Origin of the sequence: Marinobacter sp. (genome assembly GCF_033722195.1) — a bacterium.
In the GTDB taxonomy this organism is placed as follows: Bacteria; Pseudomonadota; Gammaproteobacteria; order Pseudomonadales; family Oleiphilaceae; genus Marinobacter.
The window spans coordinates 1-15,014 of sequence record NZ_JAWVZL010000078.1 but is presented as its reverse complement, the minus strand read 5'-3'; the positions used below and the strand labels follow the sequence as shown (position 1 = coordinate 15,014).

15 protein-coding genes are annotated in these 15,014 nt (G+C 65.4%); 13 read left to right on the top strand and 2 right to left on the bottom strand.

Annotated features, from left to right (window positions below; genetic code table 11):
• The 7 genes from R3280_RS12730 to R3280_RS12700 all read left to right on the top strand — a co-directional run.
• Positions 1–1,498, top strand: a 1,498-nt coding sequence (locus tag R3280_RS12730; RefSeq protein ID WP_318998985.1) for a response regulator, incomplete at its 5' end; no start/stop codon positions are given.
• Positions 1,498–2,565, top strand: coding sequence for a chemotaxis protein CheB (locus R3280_RS12725; RefSeq protein ID WP_318998984.1), 1,068 nt, complete (start codon positions 1,498–1,500; stop codon positions 2,563–2,565). The genes R3280_RS12730 and R3280_RS12725, both read left to right, overlap by 1 nt.
• A complete protein-coding gene (locus tag R3280_RS12720; RefSeq protein ID WP_318998983.1) occupies positions 2,562–3,026 on the top strand; it encodes a chemotaxis protein CheW in 465 nt (154 codons plus the stop codon). The genes R3280_RS12725 and R3280_RS12720 overlap by 4 nt, the downstream gene beginning before the upstream one ends.
• A 67-nt stretch (positions 3,027–3,093) precedes the next feature.
• The gene (locus R3280_RS12715) at positions 3,094–3,585 is read left to right on the top strand and encodes a Fur family transcriptional regulator (protein ID WP_318998982.1); all 492 of its coding nucleotides are present in this window, start codon (positions 3,094–3,096) and stop codon (positions 3,583–3,585) included.
• Complete coding sequence (locus R3280_RS12710) at positions 3,578–4,366, top strand: metal ABC transporter ATP-binding protein (RefSeq protein WP_318998981.1); 789 nt, start codon at positions 3,578–3,580, stop codon at positions 4,364–4,366. Before R3280_RS12715 ends, R3280_RS12710 begins: the two co-directional genes overlap by 8 nt.
• Positions 4,353–5,165, top strand: coding sequence for a zinc ABC transporter permease subunit ZnuB (gene znuB, locus R3280_RS12705; protein WP_318998980.1), 813 nt, complete (start codon positions 4,353–4,355; stop codon positions 5,163–5,165). Before R3280_RS12710 ends, znuB begins: the two co-directional genes overlap by 14 nt.
• 88 nt (positions 5,166–5,253) lie before the next feature.
• Positions 5,254–6,666 carry a CHASE domain-containing protein gene (locus R3280_RS12700; RefSeq protein WP_318998979.1) on the top strand — a complete coding sequence of 471 codons (1,413 nt, stop codon included), beginning with the start codon at positions 5,254–5,256 and terminating at the stop codon, positions 6,664–6,666.
• Between the two features lie 3 nt (positions 6,667–6,669).
• On the opposite strand, the gene R3280_RS12695 is transcribed toward R3280_RS12700, so the two are convergent.
• The gene (locus tag R3280_RS12695; RefSeq protein WP_318998978.1) at positions 6,670–7,764 is read right to left on the bottom strand and encodes a patatin-like phospholipase family protein; all 1,095 of its coding nucleotides are present in this window, start codon (positions 7,762–7,764) and stop codon (positions 6,670–6,672) included.
• Between the two features lie 131 nt (positions 7,765–7,895).
• Here R3280_RS12695 and R3280_RS12690 point away from each other — a divergent pair, with 131 nt between their 5' ends.
• Both R3280_RS12690 and R3280_RS12685 read left to right on the top strand, forming a co-directional pair.
• On the top strand, positions 7,896–8,537 hold the full coding sequence (locus R3280_RS12690; RefSeq protein WP_318998977.1) for a TetR/AcrR family transcriptional regulator: 642 nt from the start codon (positions 7,896–7,898) through the stop codon (positions 8,535–8,537).
• 87 nt (positions 8,538–8,624) lie between these two features.
• Positions 8,625–9,689: a GGDEF domain-containing protein gene (locus R3280_RS12685; protein WP_318998976.1), complete on the top strand. Its 1,065-nt coding sequence runs from the start codon at positions 8,625–8,627 to the stop codon at positions 9,687–9,689.
• A gap of 13 nt (positions 9,690–9,702) precedes the next feature.
• Here R3280_RS12685 and R3280_RS12680 read toward each other — a convergent pair whose 3' ends face one another.
• On the bottom strand, positions 9,703–10,617 hold the full coding sequence (locus R3280_RS12680; protein WP_318998975.1) for an alpha/beta hydrolase: 915 nt from the start codon (positions 10,615–10,617) through the stop codon (positions 9,703–9,705).
• Between the two features lie 230 nt (positions 10,618–10,847).
• Between R3280_RS12680 and folE the strand changes: the two genes are divergently transcribed.
• The 4 genes from folE to R3280_RS12660 all read left to right on the top strand — a co-directional run bounded on the left by folE (position 10,848) and on the right by R3280_RS12660 (position 14,815).
• Positions 10,848–11,420, top strand: a complete 573-nt coding sequence (gene folE / locus R3280_RS12675) for a GTP cyclohydrolase I FolE (RefSeq protein ID WP_318998974.1) — start codon at positions 10,848–10,850, stop codon at positions 11,418–11,420.
• Between the two features lie 8 nt (positions 11,421–11,428).
• Positions 11,429–11,815, top strand: coding sequence for a dihydroneopterin triphosphate 2'-epimerase (gene folX / locus R3280_RS12670; protein WP_318998973.1), 387 nt, complete (start codon positions 11,429–11,431; stop codon positions 11,813–11,815).
• Between the two features lie 21 nt (positions 11,816–11,836).
• Entirely contained in the window at positions 11,837–12,277 is a 441-nt protein-coding gene (locus R3280_RS12665; protein WP_318998972.1) for a CoA-binding protein, read from the top strand.
• A 276-nt stretch (positions 12,278–12,553) separates the two neighbouring features.
• A complete protein-coding gene (locus tag R3280_RS12660) occupies positions 12,554–14,815 on the top strand; it encodes a putative bifunctional diguanylate cyclase/phosphodiesterase (protein ID WP_318998971.1) in 2,262 nt (753 codons plus the stop codon).
• Positions 14,816–15,014: the final 199 nt, after the last annotated feature.

Below are 15,014 nucleotides of genomic sequence, written 5' to 3'. Positions count from 1 at the left end.
GTCCGACCGGGTCCGCGACACCGAGACCCTGCTGGTGCAGCAGTCCCGCATCAACACGGAACTCCAGGAGGGTCTGATGAAGACCCGCATGATTCCGTTTGCCTCCATGGTGCCGCGTCTGCGCCGCATCGTGCGGCAGATAAGTGGCGAGCTGGGCAAGAAGGTGGAGTTCGACGTCCGTAACGCCGAAGGCGAGATGGACCGCAACATTCTCGAACGCATGATCGCGCCGCTGGAGCACATGCTCCGCAACGCCCTGGACCACGGCATCGAGAAGCCCGAGGACCGTCTCAAGGCCGGCAAGCCGGACACCGGCGAAGTCACCCTGTCGCTGACCCGTGAGGGCGGCGAAGTGGTGCTGCGGATGATGGACGACGGCGCCGGCATCCCCACCAAGGTGATCCGCGACAAGGCCATCCGCCAGGGCATGCTGGGCGAGCACGAGGAGCTGAGCGATCGCGAAATCCTGCAGTTCATCCTCCAGCCCGGCTTCTCCACCGCCGCCCAGGTTACCCAGATCTCCGGCCGTGGTGTGGGCATGGACGTGGTGGCCAGCGAGATCAAGCAGCTTGGCGGCAGCCTGGACATCGACTCGGTGTTGGGCCAGGGCACCACTTTCACCGTTCGGCTGCCGTTCACGGTGTCGGTCAACCGCGCCCTGATGGTGTCCACCGGTGAGGACTTCTACGCCATCCCCCTCAACACCATCGAGGGCATCGTGCGGGTCAGCACCTATGAGCTGGAGGAGTATTACCAGCCGGACGCCCCACTATACGAATACGCCGGCCAGCAGTACCGCCTGCAGTACCTGGGCGGCCTGCTCCACAGTGACCATCATCCCAAGCTCCAGGGCCAGGCCCTGCCGCTGCCGGTGATCCTGGTGCGCGGTGCTGAGCAGCCCATGGCGCTGCAGGTGGACAGCCTGATGGGCAGCCGCGAGATCGTGGTGAAATCCCTCGGCCCCCAGTTCACCTCGGTGCGGGGTGTCTCCGGTGCCACCATCCTGGGTGACGGCAACGTGGTGGTGATCCTTGACCTGCCCGCCATGATCCGTTCCGACATCCTGTCCGAGCGCCAGCGTCTGGCCCAGCAGCAGGCAAGTGCCGAGCTGCAGCGTCTGGAGGAGCGGCCCACCCTGGTCATGGTGGTGGACGACTCGGTGACGGTGCGCAAGGTCACCTCACGCCTGCTGGAACGCAACGGTATGGAAGTGGTGACCGCGAAGGACGGTCTGGATGCCGTGGCCCAGCTCCAGGACCACCGCCCCGATATCATTCTGCTGGATATCGAAATGCCAAGGATGGACGGCTTCGAAGTGGCAAGTTTCGTCCGCCACGACGACAGCCTCAGCGACACGCCGATCTGCATGATCACCTCCCGGACCGGTGAAAAGCACCGGGAGCGGGCGCTGGCCATCGGCGTCAATGAGTACCTTGGCAAACCGTTCCAGGAAACCGAGCTGCTGGAGACCATCCAGCGGCTTACCGGTAACAGCTGATGTCCGGGCCCACCGGTCGGCCCCAGGTCGGGATCGTCTCGGACAGCGCCCTGCAGCGTCACCGGCTGCAGGAAGCCGCCGCCAAGTTCGGCCTCCAGACGCGTTTTTCAGGCGCGCCTGAGCGCCTGCTGGGCTATGCGGTGCTGCCGGAAGTGGGCCTGTGGCTGGTGACGCTGGAGGACGAGGCCGATCACCCGGCCCTGTTCGACCACTTGCTGGAGAATACCGACGCGTCCATCCTGTTCGGCATGGACCCGGCGCCCACCACCGGTGGCGTGGACTATTTCCGCTGGGAGCGCCGGTTGCACGACAAACTGGTGCAGCAGCTGGGCGCCCTGGAGCAGTTCGACACCGAAGCCACCCTGGCGGAACTGGCGGTCAGGCCTGAGCCGCCGCGGCCGGACCCGAGACTGCCCCACTGGATCACCCCCGGGGTGCCCGGCGAGCCGGCGGAGCAGGTCTGGATACTGGGTGCGTCGCTGGGTGGTCCGGCAGCGGTCAAGGCGTTTCTGGATCATCTGCCCGCGGGCCTGCCGGTGGGCTTTGTCTACGCCCAGCACATCGACGGCAATTTCACCGACGTGCTGACCCGGGTTCTGGGCCGCCACGCCCAATACCGCCTGACCCGGGCCGAAAACGGCATGCGGGTGTGCAACGGTGATGTCATCCTGTTGCCGGTGGAGCGTGAGTGGGGACTCGACCCGGACGGCGCCCTGATGGAGAAGGGCAACCCCTGGCCGGGACCTTACGGGCCCTCCATCGACCAGGTGCTGCTCAATGTGGCCGATTATTACGGCGCCCGCTGCCATGCCATCCTGTTCTCCGGCATGGGTAACGACGGCGCCCTGGCGGCCCCGATGCTGCGAGCCTACGGCAGCAGGATCTGGGTCCAGAGCAGTGCCAGCTGCGGCAACAGTTCCATGCCGGACTCGATCGCCGAGACCGGCTGCGTGAGCTTTACCGGCAGTCCGGAGCAATTGGCCCGTGAACTTGTCAAAACGATTGAAGCGTCCTGTCTGCTCGCCCGCAAGCAGCAGCGGATTCACCCCGAGGAGCCGCAAGCATGAGTGACAACAGCCAACTTTTGCCCTGTGTCATGATTCCCATGATCGACCGCCAGTTGCTGCTGCCCAACGTGTCCATCGCCGAGGTGGTGGATTACGTCGGATCCGAGCCCGACCGGGACGCCCCGGAGTACATCCTGGGCCGGCTCAACTGGCGCGGCCTGGACCTGCCGGTGATCTCCTATGACGCCGCCAACGGCGGCCGGGCGGTGATTCCCCAGGGCAACCGGGGCCGCATCATCGTGCTCAACACCATCGGCCAGCACCACGCCGAACTGCCGTTCATGGCCATCGTCACCCAAGGCATTCCCAGCCAGGCTCGACTCACCGAGGATCAGATCCGACCGCTGGAAGCCGAGGTGGGCCCGGCCGACCTGATGGTGGTGGACGTGGACGGCCATACCGCCCACATCCCCAACCTCGAGTACCTGGAATCCCTTGCCCTGGGCAAAACCGCAGCCTGAAGCCCGGGCTGACGACCGGTCGGCATAATGTTATAATGTTGCATCTTTTTTGCCAACCGGTGTTGTCATGTCCGCCAGCGCGCTACCCTATCGTCCCCATAACCACGATGCCTGTGTCCATGAGGCCCTGAGTGATGCCCGCCGCATCTGCCGGGACCGTCAGGCCCGGCTGACCCCGACCCGGGAGCGGGTGCTGGAGCTGATCTGGCAATCCCACAAACCCCTGGGCGCCTACGACCTGCTGGGCCTGCTGGCGGAGGACGGCCACAACGCGGCGCCTCCCACCGTCTACCGGGCGCTGGATTTCCTGCTGCAGAACGGCCTGGTGCACCGGATCGCCTCGCTGAACGCTTTCGTGGGCTGCGCCCACGCCGACAAACACCATCACGGCCTGTTCCTGATCTGCCGGGTCTGCCGCAACGTCCTGGAACTGACCGATCCGACGGTGTCCGAAGCCCTGACCCGCGCCAGCACCGGCCAGGCCTTCAGTGCCGAGGACATTACCGTGGAAGTGGCCGGTCTCTGTCCGGCCTGCCAAGAGCAAGCCGACCATGACTGATGCCCTGGTGAAACTGGAAGACGCCACCGTGGCCTTTGAGGGCACCGCCGTGGTGGACCGGGTCAATCTCACCGTCAGCCGGGGCGATATCATTACCATCATCGGTCCCAACGGTGCCGGCAAGACCACCCTGATCAAGGCCATCATCGGCGTGCAGCCGTTGAGCGACGGCAAGCTCTGGCGCCAGCGCGGCCTGACCATTGGCTACGTGCCCCAGAGCCTGCACCTGCAGCTGACCCTGCCGATGTCGGTGAAACGTTTCATGGCCACCACCGGCGAGCCTGCTGCGGTCTGCCGCGACGCCCTGGCCGAGACCGGGGTCGAGCATCTGCAGGAGGCCGCGGTCCACCGTCTGTCCGGGGGCGAGATGCAGCGCCTGCTGATTGCCCGGGCGCTGGCCCGCAAACCGGATCTGCTGGTGCTGGACGAACCCGCCCAGGGCGTGGACATCAATGGCCAGGCCTCACTGTACGAGCTGATCCGCCGGCTACGGGACCGGCTCAACTGCGGCGTCATCATGATCTCCCACGACCTGCACCTGGTGATGGCGGCCACCGACCGGGTCATCTGCCTGAACCAGCATGTCTGCTGCAGTGGCTATCCCGAGGACATCTCCCGCGACCCGGGCTTTGTCGAGGTCTTCGGCCGTTCCGTGGCGGACAGCCTGGCGGTCTACCACCATCACCACAATCACAGTCACGGGCTCAGCGGCGAAGTGATCGCCCCGGACCAGGCCCGTTCCCAGCACGAGCACGAGCACTGCCAGCATGACCATCATTGACCAGATCCTGGGGGACTTTTTCTGGCGCGCCCTCATCGGCGGCCTTGGCGTGGCACTGGTGGCGGGCCCGCTGGGCTGTTTCGTGGTCTGGCGCCGGATGGCCTATTTCGGCGACACCCTGGCGCATTCCGCCCTGCTGGGGGTGGCGCTGGGGTTCCTGCTGCACCTGCCGCTGAACCTGACCATCGCGCTGACCTGTACAGGCCTGGCGGTGCTGCTGGTGCTGCTGGCCCGCAGCAAGTCCCTGGCCACTGACACCCTGCTGGGCATACTGGCCCACAGTTCCCTGGCCATCGGCCTGGTGGCCCTGAGCTTCATGCCGGATGTGCGGGTGGACCTGAGCGCCTACCTGTTCGGTGACCTGCTGGCCATGCGCCGGATGGACCTGGCCTGGATCTACGGCGGTGCCGCGGTAGTGCTGGCGCTGCTGTGGTGGCTCTGGCGTGGCCTGCTGATGAGTACCCTGCACGAGGAACTGGCCAAGGTGGAGGGAGTACCGGTGGAGCGCCTGCGGCTGGTGCTGATGCTGATGTTTTCGCTGGCAATCGCGGTGGCCATGAAGATTGTCGGCGTACTGCTGATCACGGCGCTGCTGATCATCCCTGCCGCCACCGCCCGCCGCCTGGCGGCAAGCCCCGAACAGATGGTGGTGCTGGCCATGGCGGTGGGCATGCTGGCGGTGGCCGGTGGCCTGTCTGCCTCCTGGCACTGGAACAGTCCCGCCGGCCCTTCCATTGTGGTGGCCGCGTTCGCCCTCTTCGCCATCACCTACGCCACCATCCCCCGCCAACGGGCCTGACCCGGCCCTTGGCGGGCACACCTCCCTGGGCTAGAGTCAGTACAGGACTCAGCCCGATGGCCGTCCGGCCGGGCTTCTGGAGGCGGATATGGAAACCCCCGCACGTCAGCGCTGGTTGCCCTGGCTCTGGCTGCCGATGCTGGCCGGCGGTCTGCTCGTCACCTGGCTGCTGGCGCTGGCCGCAGACCGGCACGGCACCCGGGTCATGGGTCATGTCCTGTCGGAGCAGCACCGGGGCGTCATAGCCCTGCTGGATCAGCGCATCGACCAGCTGATGGTGACCGGGCGGCTGCTGGCCCGGCCGGCACCGGCCAGCGAACAGGCGTTCCGGGTGCGGGCCCGCCAGTTACTGGACCAGGTGGCCGGACTGGCGGCGGTGGAATACCTGCAGATCGCCAGCCACACCCAGCGGCTGGCCCTGGCGCAGGCGCCCGGAAACGACGACGGCTGGCCCTCGCAATTTAACGCCTGGCCACCGCCGATGCAGCCGGCGGAACCGGCCCAACAGTATCTGATCGTGCGCTGGGTCGAGGGGGACGAGCACCTGGCCGCCGCCCCGGGGCTGGTGGCTGACAGCGTGCCCCACTGGCAGAATCCGCTGCTGCGTACCCTGGGTCAGGGCGTGGTCACCGCCACCGGCCGCACCAACCTGCATCGTAACGGCCGCCACAGCAGCGCCCTCCGACTCTTTGTACCCGGCAGCGGCGACGCCCTGGCCAGCCTGGTGATCAGCCCCGAAGCCTGGCTTCAGGCAGTGCTGGCGGACAACCATTTCGGCGCTGTGGAGATCACCGTTCACGACCTCAGTCAGGAGGTCAAGACCGCGCTGGTCACCCTGCCCGCCCGGGGCGAAACATTACCGGCTCAGGCGCTGCGGTCCGAGTTCCTGTTCGGCGACCGCCAGTGGATGGTGACCTCCACGCCGACCCGTGCTTTCCTGCAACAATCCGGCGCCGACCTGCAACCGCCGGTGTGGCTGGCCGGGCTGTCCCTGACGGCGCTGGCCAGTGCCGGCCTGGCCCTGCTGGGGCGGCGCCTGCGACAGGCCTGGCGGCACCGGGAGCTGGCCGAGGCCCAGGGCGCGCGGCTGCAGCAACAGCTGGACAATCGGCAGGTGGAGAAGAGCATCCTGCGCCAGGCCCTGATCAACAGCGAGCAGCGCAGCCGTGACCTGGTGGCCCTGAGTGGGGGTTTTGTCTGCGAGCTGGACGAGCGCCAGCACGTGGCCTATCTGTCGGCCCAGGTGGCCGACCTGCTGGACCGGGCCCCCACCGACCTGGCGGACCAGCCGTTCCAGACCCTGGTGGCGGTCTCCGACCGGGGCCGCTTTGAAGCGACCCTGCAGGCCGCCCGCCGGGAGAAAACCGTCAGCCGGATCGATCTGCACCTGTTGGACGCCGACGACGACCCGGTGCCAATCACCGTGCGGGTGGCGGCCATCATCGAGCCTCTCAGCGGCTGCACCGGCTACCGCCTCACCGGCCAGCCCAGGGAGACCTGAGCCTCAGCGGGCCGGGCCCAGCGGCTGCACCACCTCGGCGATGCGGCCGGAATCCACCAGTTCCAGGAACTCGTCCCCCAGCCGCTGGCTTTCCGCCACCGCGACCTGCCAGGCCTTTTCCCGGCCGGCATCGTCGTTCAGGTAACGTTCGAAATCCTTTCGATCCGGCAGCTTGCGGTCCGGCAGGCCGGCCAGGTAGGCCCGGGACGGCGCCACCAGCACCACGTCCTGCAGCCGCCCGACGTCACCCCGGCGCCAGGGCAGGGCCTTGTCAAACCAGCCCGGCACGATGCGGTCGGTAAAATGCGGGTAGAGCACGATCCCGGGCTGCCGGTAAGGCAGGTCCAGGTGATAGTCGAGCAGGCCGCCGTCCCGATAGACCCCGGCGGGGGCACCGGGAATGTCCCGGACGCCTGTCATCACCATGGGTATGGAGGCGGAGGCCAGCAGGGCCGGCATCAGGTTGTCCCGGGTCAGAGCCACAGCGTGGCTGGGAAAGTCCACCAGCTTGTCCACCGGTGTCTGATGCCGGCTGTCGTGGATGATGGCCCGCTCCATGAAGCGGCCCAGATGGCGCCGGCCCACCATGTTGGCGCTGATGGCCTGCATCAGGCCCAGCGTCAGGGCACCGCGGGCGTCTTCGGCGAGCCGGCCGCGACTGCGCACCACCAGGATGTTGAGACGGTAGTGGGGGTGTTTGAGGATGGCGTCTTCCCGGCCGGCCAGCAGGGTATCCAGGAAGATCCGGCTCTTGCGGGTCACTTCGGCAGCGCTGACGCCCTTGGCAAAGCGCTGCGAGGTGTACAGCTGCGCCAGTTGCGCCAGTTGGGCGCCGGGGTCATCCCCCGAGGCCACGGCGGCAAAACGCCAGCTGCCGATGGAGGAGCCAATCAGGGCCCGCTGCTGAGGCGCCCGCAGCAGCCAGTCGCCGAAGATGGCACGATCCAGCCCGGAAATGCCGAGGGCCTTGGGTCCACCGGCAGCGCCGGGGATGACGTGGACATCCTCCGGCCGCAGGCCCTCCTCGCGGATGCGCTGGATGGCGCGGCGCCCGGCAAGGATGGTCAGCGCCGGAGCCCGGTGGAAGTTGGCGGTCATGGCGGTACCCTGCAAAAATTTTCAGGATGTTACCCAAAACCGGCGTTGCCGGCCAGGGCCGAAGCCCCATCGACTCAGGTATACTCCTGGCTGTCGACCATCCGCCGAGCTGTTACGGAACGAGCCTACCCATGCCCACCACCAGCGGTGACACCACCCGCCAGAAAATCCTGATGACCGCGCTGGCACTCTATGCCGAACGGGGCCTGGACGGGGTTTCATTGCGGGCCATCAGCGCTGCCTCGGGTACCCGCAACTCCGCCGCTGCCCACTATCATTTCGGCAACCGGCTGGGGGTCATCGAGGCGGTGCTGACCATGATCACCGATCATCTGCGGCCCCGCTTCGAGAACGGCATTTCGGCGCTGGAGGCGGCGCCGGTGCCGTCGCTGCGGGACATTGTGCGGGCCACGGCCTTGCCGTACCTGTCGCTGCTGATGCCGGCCACTCCCTGGGGGCCCTCGGCACTGCGTTTCATGGCCCACCTGCACGCCGACAACACCCCGGAGGTCATGAAGCTGCTGAACCGGCACTTCCAGCCGGAAGTGGAGCGTATCGAGGCGCAGCTGCACCGGGCCCTGCCGGAGCTGTCCCGCAATACCCTGCGGATCCGCCTGGCTTTCACCTTTGTGAACCTGATTCACGGCGCCGCCGAAATCGATCTGCTGGCCAATACCCCGTTTGGCGACATCCGCCCCGACGACGCCACCCTGTTCAACCATTTTCTGGACTACGTGGAGGGCGGACTGTCCTTCAAACCCTCTCAAAACTGATCGGCTTTCGCGTTTTAACTTGCATGCTAGACTCAACAAAAGCCTGCATGGAAGTTACAGAAGTATGGACACCCCGGGGTACATCCTTTGAAAAACTGGACCGCCGCCTCAATCAAGGCCAGTAATCCGAGTCTGGCGGTACTGGGCTTTCGTCGCCAGATCGTCTATCACCTGCATTTCTGGGCGCTGGTCGCGGTCGCGCCGCTGGTGATGGTGCAGTGGAGCCAGGACAACCAACTGCTGGCACTTTTGCTGCTCGGCTTCTGCATCAACGCGGTGCTGGTAATCCTGCTCCTGCGCTGGCGCGACATCTACCTGTTCCAGGGGCGCTTCTTTGTGGTGCTGGCCACTGTTTGCTCGGTCTACTCCACCAGCATAAACGGCCACGCAGGACTGTACTGGGCCTATCCGGCGTTGGCGGCGGGCTTCTTCCTGCTGAACCTGCGGGAGGCCACCATCGGCAACATCGTGTTCATCGGCGCCATGGCGGTGGTGTCCTTCTACCGCTTCCCGGAGGCGGATTTCTGGCGGATCCTGTTCTCCCTGGGACTGACCGCGATCTTCGTACTGGTGTTTGCCTGGCTGGTGGGGCGGCTGCAGGCGGAACTTACCCGACTCGCCACCACTGACCCCCTGACCGGCTGTCTCAATCGCTCCCAGCTGGCCGACATCCTGAACAGCCAGATCCAGCTGCGGGAACGCTACGAGCGGGTGTCCAGCTTGGTGCTGATCGATCTGGACCACTTCAAAAACGTCAACGACCGCTGGGGCCATGTGGCCGGCGACCAAGTCTTGCAGGAAGTGGCAACCCGGTTCCGCCGCCGCCTGCGGGACAGCGACCAGCTGTTCCGGATCGGTGGCGAGGAGTTCATGCTGGTACTGCCGGAAACCCGTCAGAAGGACGCCGAAACCCTGGCCCACCAGCTGCTTACGACTGTCAGCGCCGGCCCCTTCCTGGGAAATGTCCAGGTTACCGCCAGCGCCGGCGTCACCGAGGTGGTGAAGGGCGAGACCTGGTCCACCTGGCTCAACCGCGCCGACCAGGCCCTCTATGCCGCCAAAGCCCAGGGCCGCAATCGTCTGGTGACGGTGCGGGGCAGTCTGGAGGACACCCTGGCGGAAGCAGTGGATGACAACATGACAATGGGCTAGCCGGCGGCTGCTCTCAGCAGCGGCGCTGGAATTCCCGGAAAGCCCGGTAGACCTCGGCCGGGGATTCGTAATGGGGATAGTGACCCACCCCCCGCAGGCTCACCACATCGGCATCGGGAACCAGCTCGCGGTAGCGCATGGCCATGGCAATGCCGGACACCGGATCGGCGGTACCCGAGATCAGCCGCATGGGCTGGCGGGCATTCTGCAGGGCGCTGACCCAACGGTTCCGGTGGCAGCGCCGCTCCTCCATGTAATGTACCAGCCGGTGCAGGATGCCACGGCCGTTGTTGTAGGTGAGCAGTTGCCAGAAGCTGTCCAGCTCACCGGCACTGGGGTGGCGATCGGCGCCGAACAGGCGGCAGAAATTGGTGTCGAAGACCCGGCGGGTCAGGCCGCGGCTGATCAGGCCGCCAAGGGGACTGGACAACAGCCGCTGGATCATCATCGGACGGTGCACTTCGGGAAACAGGGCGCCATTGAGAAAACACACGCTGGCGATGCGGAAACGCAGCAACCCCTCCTGCTCCCGGGCCAGCAGTTCCTGGACCACGCTGCAGCCGTAATCGTGGGCCAGCAGGTGGACGCTCTTCAGCCGCATGCCCTCGATCCAGCCCTCGTGCAGGTCGGCCTGATCCTGGATGCTGTAGGCGTAATTCACCGGCTTGTCGGAGAACCCGAAGCCAAGCATGTCCATGGTCAGTACCCGGTACTGTTGCTGGTTGAGCAGTGGCCAGAACCGGCTGTAGTCCCAGCTCGCGGTGGGAAAACCATGGACCAGCACCAGGGCCTCGCCCTCGCCGGCCATGCGGCTGAAAATGGCGTGCTCGCCATAACTGAACCACTTGCCGGTTTCCTGCCATTGTTCAGGGGACAGGGAAGTGCCTGCGCCTGTACGGCCGCCGTAGTGGGGGAGGACCTGCTCCATTGGGTCTGCCTGCGTTGTGCCGAGGATCCGGGCCTCGTCCGACTGCGTGCTGGCAGCCAGGCCCCCGGGGTGGATCGTCCCGAGCACTGTAAATCAAAGCCCGATGGGACACCAGAACCGGGGACCGGGCGACGCCGCGAGTGTGACCCAGGCGGCGTTACTGGTCTTTTTACCCCCGGCACTCGTAACATTGGCACTGACCTTCAGCGTGCACGCCAAGAGTGAACATTATGACGAAACCCGATCGCACCGGCGAACTGGCCGGACATTTCCGCGCCATCATCGATGGCCTGGGGGAGGATCCCCAGCGTGAGGGCCTGCAGAACACCCCGACCCGGGCCGCCAAGGCCATGCAGTTTCTCACCAAAGGCTATGAGCAGAGTCTGGCGGATCTGGTGAATGGCGCCATCTTCGAGTCCCAGATGGACGAAATGGTGGTGGTGCAGGACATCGAGCTCTACAGCCTCTGCGAGCACCACCTGCTGCCGTTCATCGGCAAATGCCACATCGCCTACATTCCCCAGGGGCGCGTGCTGGGGCTGTCGAAATTTGCCCGTATCGTGGACATGTACGCCCGGCGTCTGCAGATCCAGGAGAACCTGACCCGGGAAATCGCCAACGCCATCGAGAGCGTCACCAACGCCAAAGGCGTGGCGGTGGTCATCGAGGCCCAGCACATGTGCATGATGATGCGGGGCGTGGAAAAACAGAACTCGTTGATGAAGACCTCGATGATGCTGGGTTCCTTCCGCTCCTCCCAGGCCACCCGCACTGAGTTCCTCAACCTGATCCAGAAACGATAGGAGTATCCATGTCATCACCTGTGGGCGGCCACCAGGCCCGGGTCCGTATCAAGGACCTGCTGTTGCGTACCTACATCGGCATCAAGGAAGAGGAGATCAACAACCAGCAGGATGTGCTGATCAACATCTGCCTGACCTACGACGCCACCGCCGCGGTCAACCAGAACGAGATTGCCTCGGCGCTGAATTACCGCACCATCACCAAGCAGGTCATCCAGCACGTTGACGGCAATCGCTTCGCGCTGCTGGAGCGGATGACCCACGAGGTGCTCGATATCGTCATGGGTCACGAGGCGGTGCAGTGGGCACAGGTGGAAATCGACAAACCACACGCGCTACGCTACGCCGAATCGGTTTCGGTGACGCTGGAAGCGCACCGGGAATCTTTGTCCTGATCCCTCCTTACAGGTAATGCCATGCCGCTGACCAACCCCGAACAGCTGCGCCAGCTCCTGCAGGGCGTGCGTACCATCGCCCTGGTGGGCGCCAGCGAAAAGCCCCGCCGCCCCAGCCACGAGGTCATGGCCTATCTGCAGGGCCGGGGCTACCGGGTGATCCCGGTCAACCCCCGGCTGGCGGGCCGGAATCTGCTGGGGCAGCGGGTCTATCCCAACCTCAAAGCCATCCGCGAGCCGGTGGACATGGCGGATCTGTTCATCAATCCGGAGCGGGTCGGCGCGGTGGTGGATGAGGCTGTGGCCGCCGGCATCCGGGTGCTGTGGCTGCAGATCGGCGTGGTGGACGAAGCCGCGGCGGCCCGGGCCGAGGCCGCCGGAGTCACTGTGGTCATGGACCGCTGCCCCAGGCAGGACATTCCCCGTCTGGGGGTGCCCCTGGTGGCCCCTGTGGCGGGCTGACAGGGCCGCCACACGAGGCCGCCTGCCACGCAGAACTCCTGAAACCTTGAACCCGAACACATCGACGGCAGACAAACCGCCGCCAATCCCCTATATTATTGACCTGGCTGACAATCCTGTTGTCGAGCCGGGTCGCCCCCCGAATGCGGAACCGCCGCGTCCCGACGGTTGCCACGGTGTTCTCCGTGCGGCCCTGCTCACCAGCTTGTCAATTTTGTGTTCCGGCCCATGACATCCACCGGTGTCCGATGAGCCTTCTGCGTACCGGAGTCCAGTTTGGACAAGGCCAGACCCCTGACACACGGTTTGATTCGAGCGCTGCTGAGCCCCGGCCTGCCGTTCGTTATTTTCCTGATATTCCTGGTCCTGGCCAGTGTGCTCAAGTTTGGCATCGAGCGTGAGGAAGACCGGCAGGTTCGGGCCGATGTGGCGGTAAGGGCCCAGGCGCTGGTGCGGGAGCTGGAGCAGGAGTTCCGTGCCCATCGTCTGGCACTGAAGCGCATGGCGGAGCGCCGCAAGCTCCAGCCCGACATGAGCGAAGCCACCTGGCGCGCCGATGCCAACAATTACCTGGAGCACTTCGGCACCTACCAGGCCATCGAGTGGATCGACCCGGACTTCAACATCCGCTGGGTGGAACCCATCGCCGGCAACGAGGATGTCCTCGGTTTCAACGTGGCGTTTTCCGAGGCCCGCCGCCAGGCTCTCACCGAGGCGGCGCGCACCGGCGAACTGGACACCTCCGGGGTGATCGAACTCAAGCAGGGTGGCACCGGCGTGGTGCTCTACGAGCCCATAGGCGCCGGCGCCAACAACCGGGGCTTTATCGCCGGCGTCTTCCACATGGAGAAGCTGGTGCAGAGTGTCCATACCCCGGAACTTCGCGACAGTTTCCACCTCACGGTGCTGGAAAACGGCCAGCCCGCCTACCGACAGCCGGCGCGGGGTGAGCCTGTCGACGGCTTCGCCCAGGCGCTTCCCACCGACCTGCCGGATGTGGCATGGAGCCTTCAGCTCACCCCCAACCAACGCTGGGTGGATGAACACCAGAGCGGCTGGGCCTCGCTGACCTTTGCCACCCTGGCGGTGATGGGCCTGCTGGTGAGCCTGTCCACCCTGCTGGCGCAGTTGATCCTCAAGCGCAACCGGGACCTTTTGCAGACCCGCAACGAGCTTCAACTGGAGATCGACCAGCGCAAATCGGTGCAGCAGGACCTGGTGCGGCTGGAAACCACCGACGCCCTCACCGGCCTGGCCAACCGCCGTTTCTTTGTCGAGGACCTGGCCCATAACCTTGGAGTGGCGGACCGGCAGATGCGCCAGCTTGCCCTGGTGATGATCGACCTGGACCGTTTCCAGACCCTCAACGACTCCCTGGGCCACCAGTTTGGCGACGAACTGCTGATCCAGGTATCCCAGCGGCTCAGCGGGCTGAGTAACGAGCGTGTCCTGGTGGCCTACTCCGGCGGTGACGAATTCATGGTCTGCCAGCAGCAGGTGGAGGAAATCGACGATGTCATTCATCTGCTGGGTCAATTGCAGCAGTGTTTCGCCCGACCCTTCGAGGTTCAGGGCCAGCAGCACAGCATTACCGCCACCATGGGCGTGGCTATCTACCCCCAGAGCGGGCTGGATGCCGACACCCTGTTGCGCAACGCCGATATAGCCCTCTACCGGGCCAAGGAAGCCGGCCGCAACAACTACCAGTTCTACACCGAGGGCATGCAGGATCGCGAGGTGCTGCGCCTGGAGCTGGACAAGGACCTCAGCAAGGCCCTGGCCCTGGACGAGTTCGTGCTCTATTTCCAGCCCCAGCTGGATCTGGCCACCATGCAGGTGGGCAGTGTCGAAGCCCTGATACGCTGGCAGCATCCGGAACGGGGCCTGCTGGGCCCCATGGAATTCATTCCGCTGGCCGAGGAAAGCGGCCGCATCACCGAGATCGGTCGCTGGGTTGTGCAGGCCGCCTGCCGTCAGCTCGCCAGCTGGCGTAACGGGCCCCTGGCCCACTTGCGCATCGCGGTCAACCTGTCCGGCCGGGAGCTGGACGACGAGGGCCTGGTGGACGCCATCCAGCAGAGCATGACCCGCTACGAGATCCCGCCGGACCGGCTGGAGGTGGAGCTGACCGAGGAGATTTTCATCGCCAACCTGGATCGCAACCTGGATCAGCTCACCCGCCTCAACAAACTCGGCGTTCACCTAGCCATCGACGATTTCGGCGTGGGTTACTCGTCCCTGGCCTACCTGCGGGATTTCCCCGTGGACCTGCTGAAAATCGACCGCTCCTTCATCACCCGGGTGGCCGACCGCCACGACGATGCGGTTATCACCCGGGCCGTCATCAACCTGGCCCACAACCTGGGCATCCAGGTGGCCGCCGAGGGCATCGAGACCGAGGCCCAGCTCAATTTCCTCAAGAATCATCGCTGCGACCTGGCCCAGGGTTACCTGATCAGCCGCCCCGTCCCGGCCGTCGAGCTCGAAGCCCTGATTGCCCGTGGTCTGGTGTTCGAGGACGCCAGCGACCCCGGCTGATCCCACAGCCACATACGCCGTATACCCACTGACATGGGCCTTGAGCCCGTCCGTGCCGAACCTCATTGTTGGTAGACCCCCCAGACAGCGGAGCACCATGGCAGACAACTACCTGACCCCGGAACAGAATCAGCGCCTGCGGCGCTGGGAAGCCTGGAACAAGGGCTACTTCATCTTCGCCTTCGTGACCCTGATCATC

Excerpts from the sequence above, each read along its gene's own strand:
- R3280_RS12725 (WP_318998984.1), top strand. The coding sequence starts at position 1,498 with ATGTCCGGGCCCACCGGTCGGCCCCAGGTCGGGATCGTCTCGGACAGC.
- R3280_RS12720 (WP_318998983.1), top strand. The coding sequence starts at position 2,562 with ATGAGTGACAACAGCCAACTTTTGCCCTGTGTCATGATTCCCATGATC.
- R3280_RS12715 (WP_318998982.1), top strand. The coding sequence starts at position 3,094 with ATGTCCGCCAGCGCGCTACCCTATCGTCCCCATAACCACGATGCCTGT.
- R3280_RS12710 (WP_318998981.1), top strand. The coding sequence starts at position 3,578 with ATGACTGATGCCCTGGTGAAACTGGAAGACGCCACCGTGGCCTTTGAG.
- znuB (WP_318998980.1), top strand. The coding sequence starts at position 4,353 with ATGACCATCATTGACCAGATCCTGGGGGACTTTTTCTGGCGCGCCCTC.
- R3280_RS12700 (WP_318998979.1), top strand. The coding sequence starts at position 5,254 with ATGGAAACCCCCGCACGTCAGCGCTGGTTGCCCTGGCTCTGGCTGCCG.
- R3280_RS12695 (WP_318998978.1), bottom strand. The coding sequence starts at position 7,764 with ATGACCGCCAACTTCCACCGGGCTCCGGCGCTGACCATCCTTGCCGGG.
- R3280_RS12690 (WP_318998977.1), top strand. The coding sequence starts at position 7,896 with ATGCCCACCACCAGCGGTGACACCACCCGCCAGAAAATCCTGATGACC.
- R3280_RS12680 (WP_318998975.1), bottom strand. The coding sequence starts at position 10,617 with ATGGAGCAGGTCCTCCCCCACTACGGCGGCCGTACAGGCGCAGGCACT.
- folE (WP_318998974.1), top strand. The coding sequence starts at position 10,848 with ATGACGAAACCCGATCGCACCGGCGAACTGGCCGGACATTTCCGCGCC.
- folX (WP_318998973.1), top strand. The coding sequence starts at position 11,429 with ATGTCATCACCTGTGGGCGGCCACCAGGCCCGGGTCCGTATCAAGGAC.
- R3280_RS12665 (WP_318998972.1), top strand. The coding sequence starts at position 11,837 with ATGCCGCTGACCAACCCCGAACAGCTGCGCCAGCTCCTGCAGGGCGTG.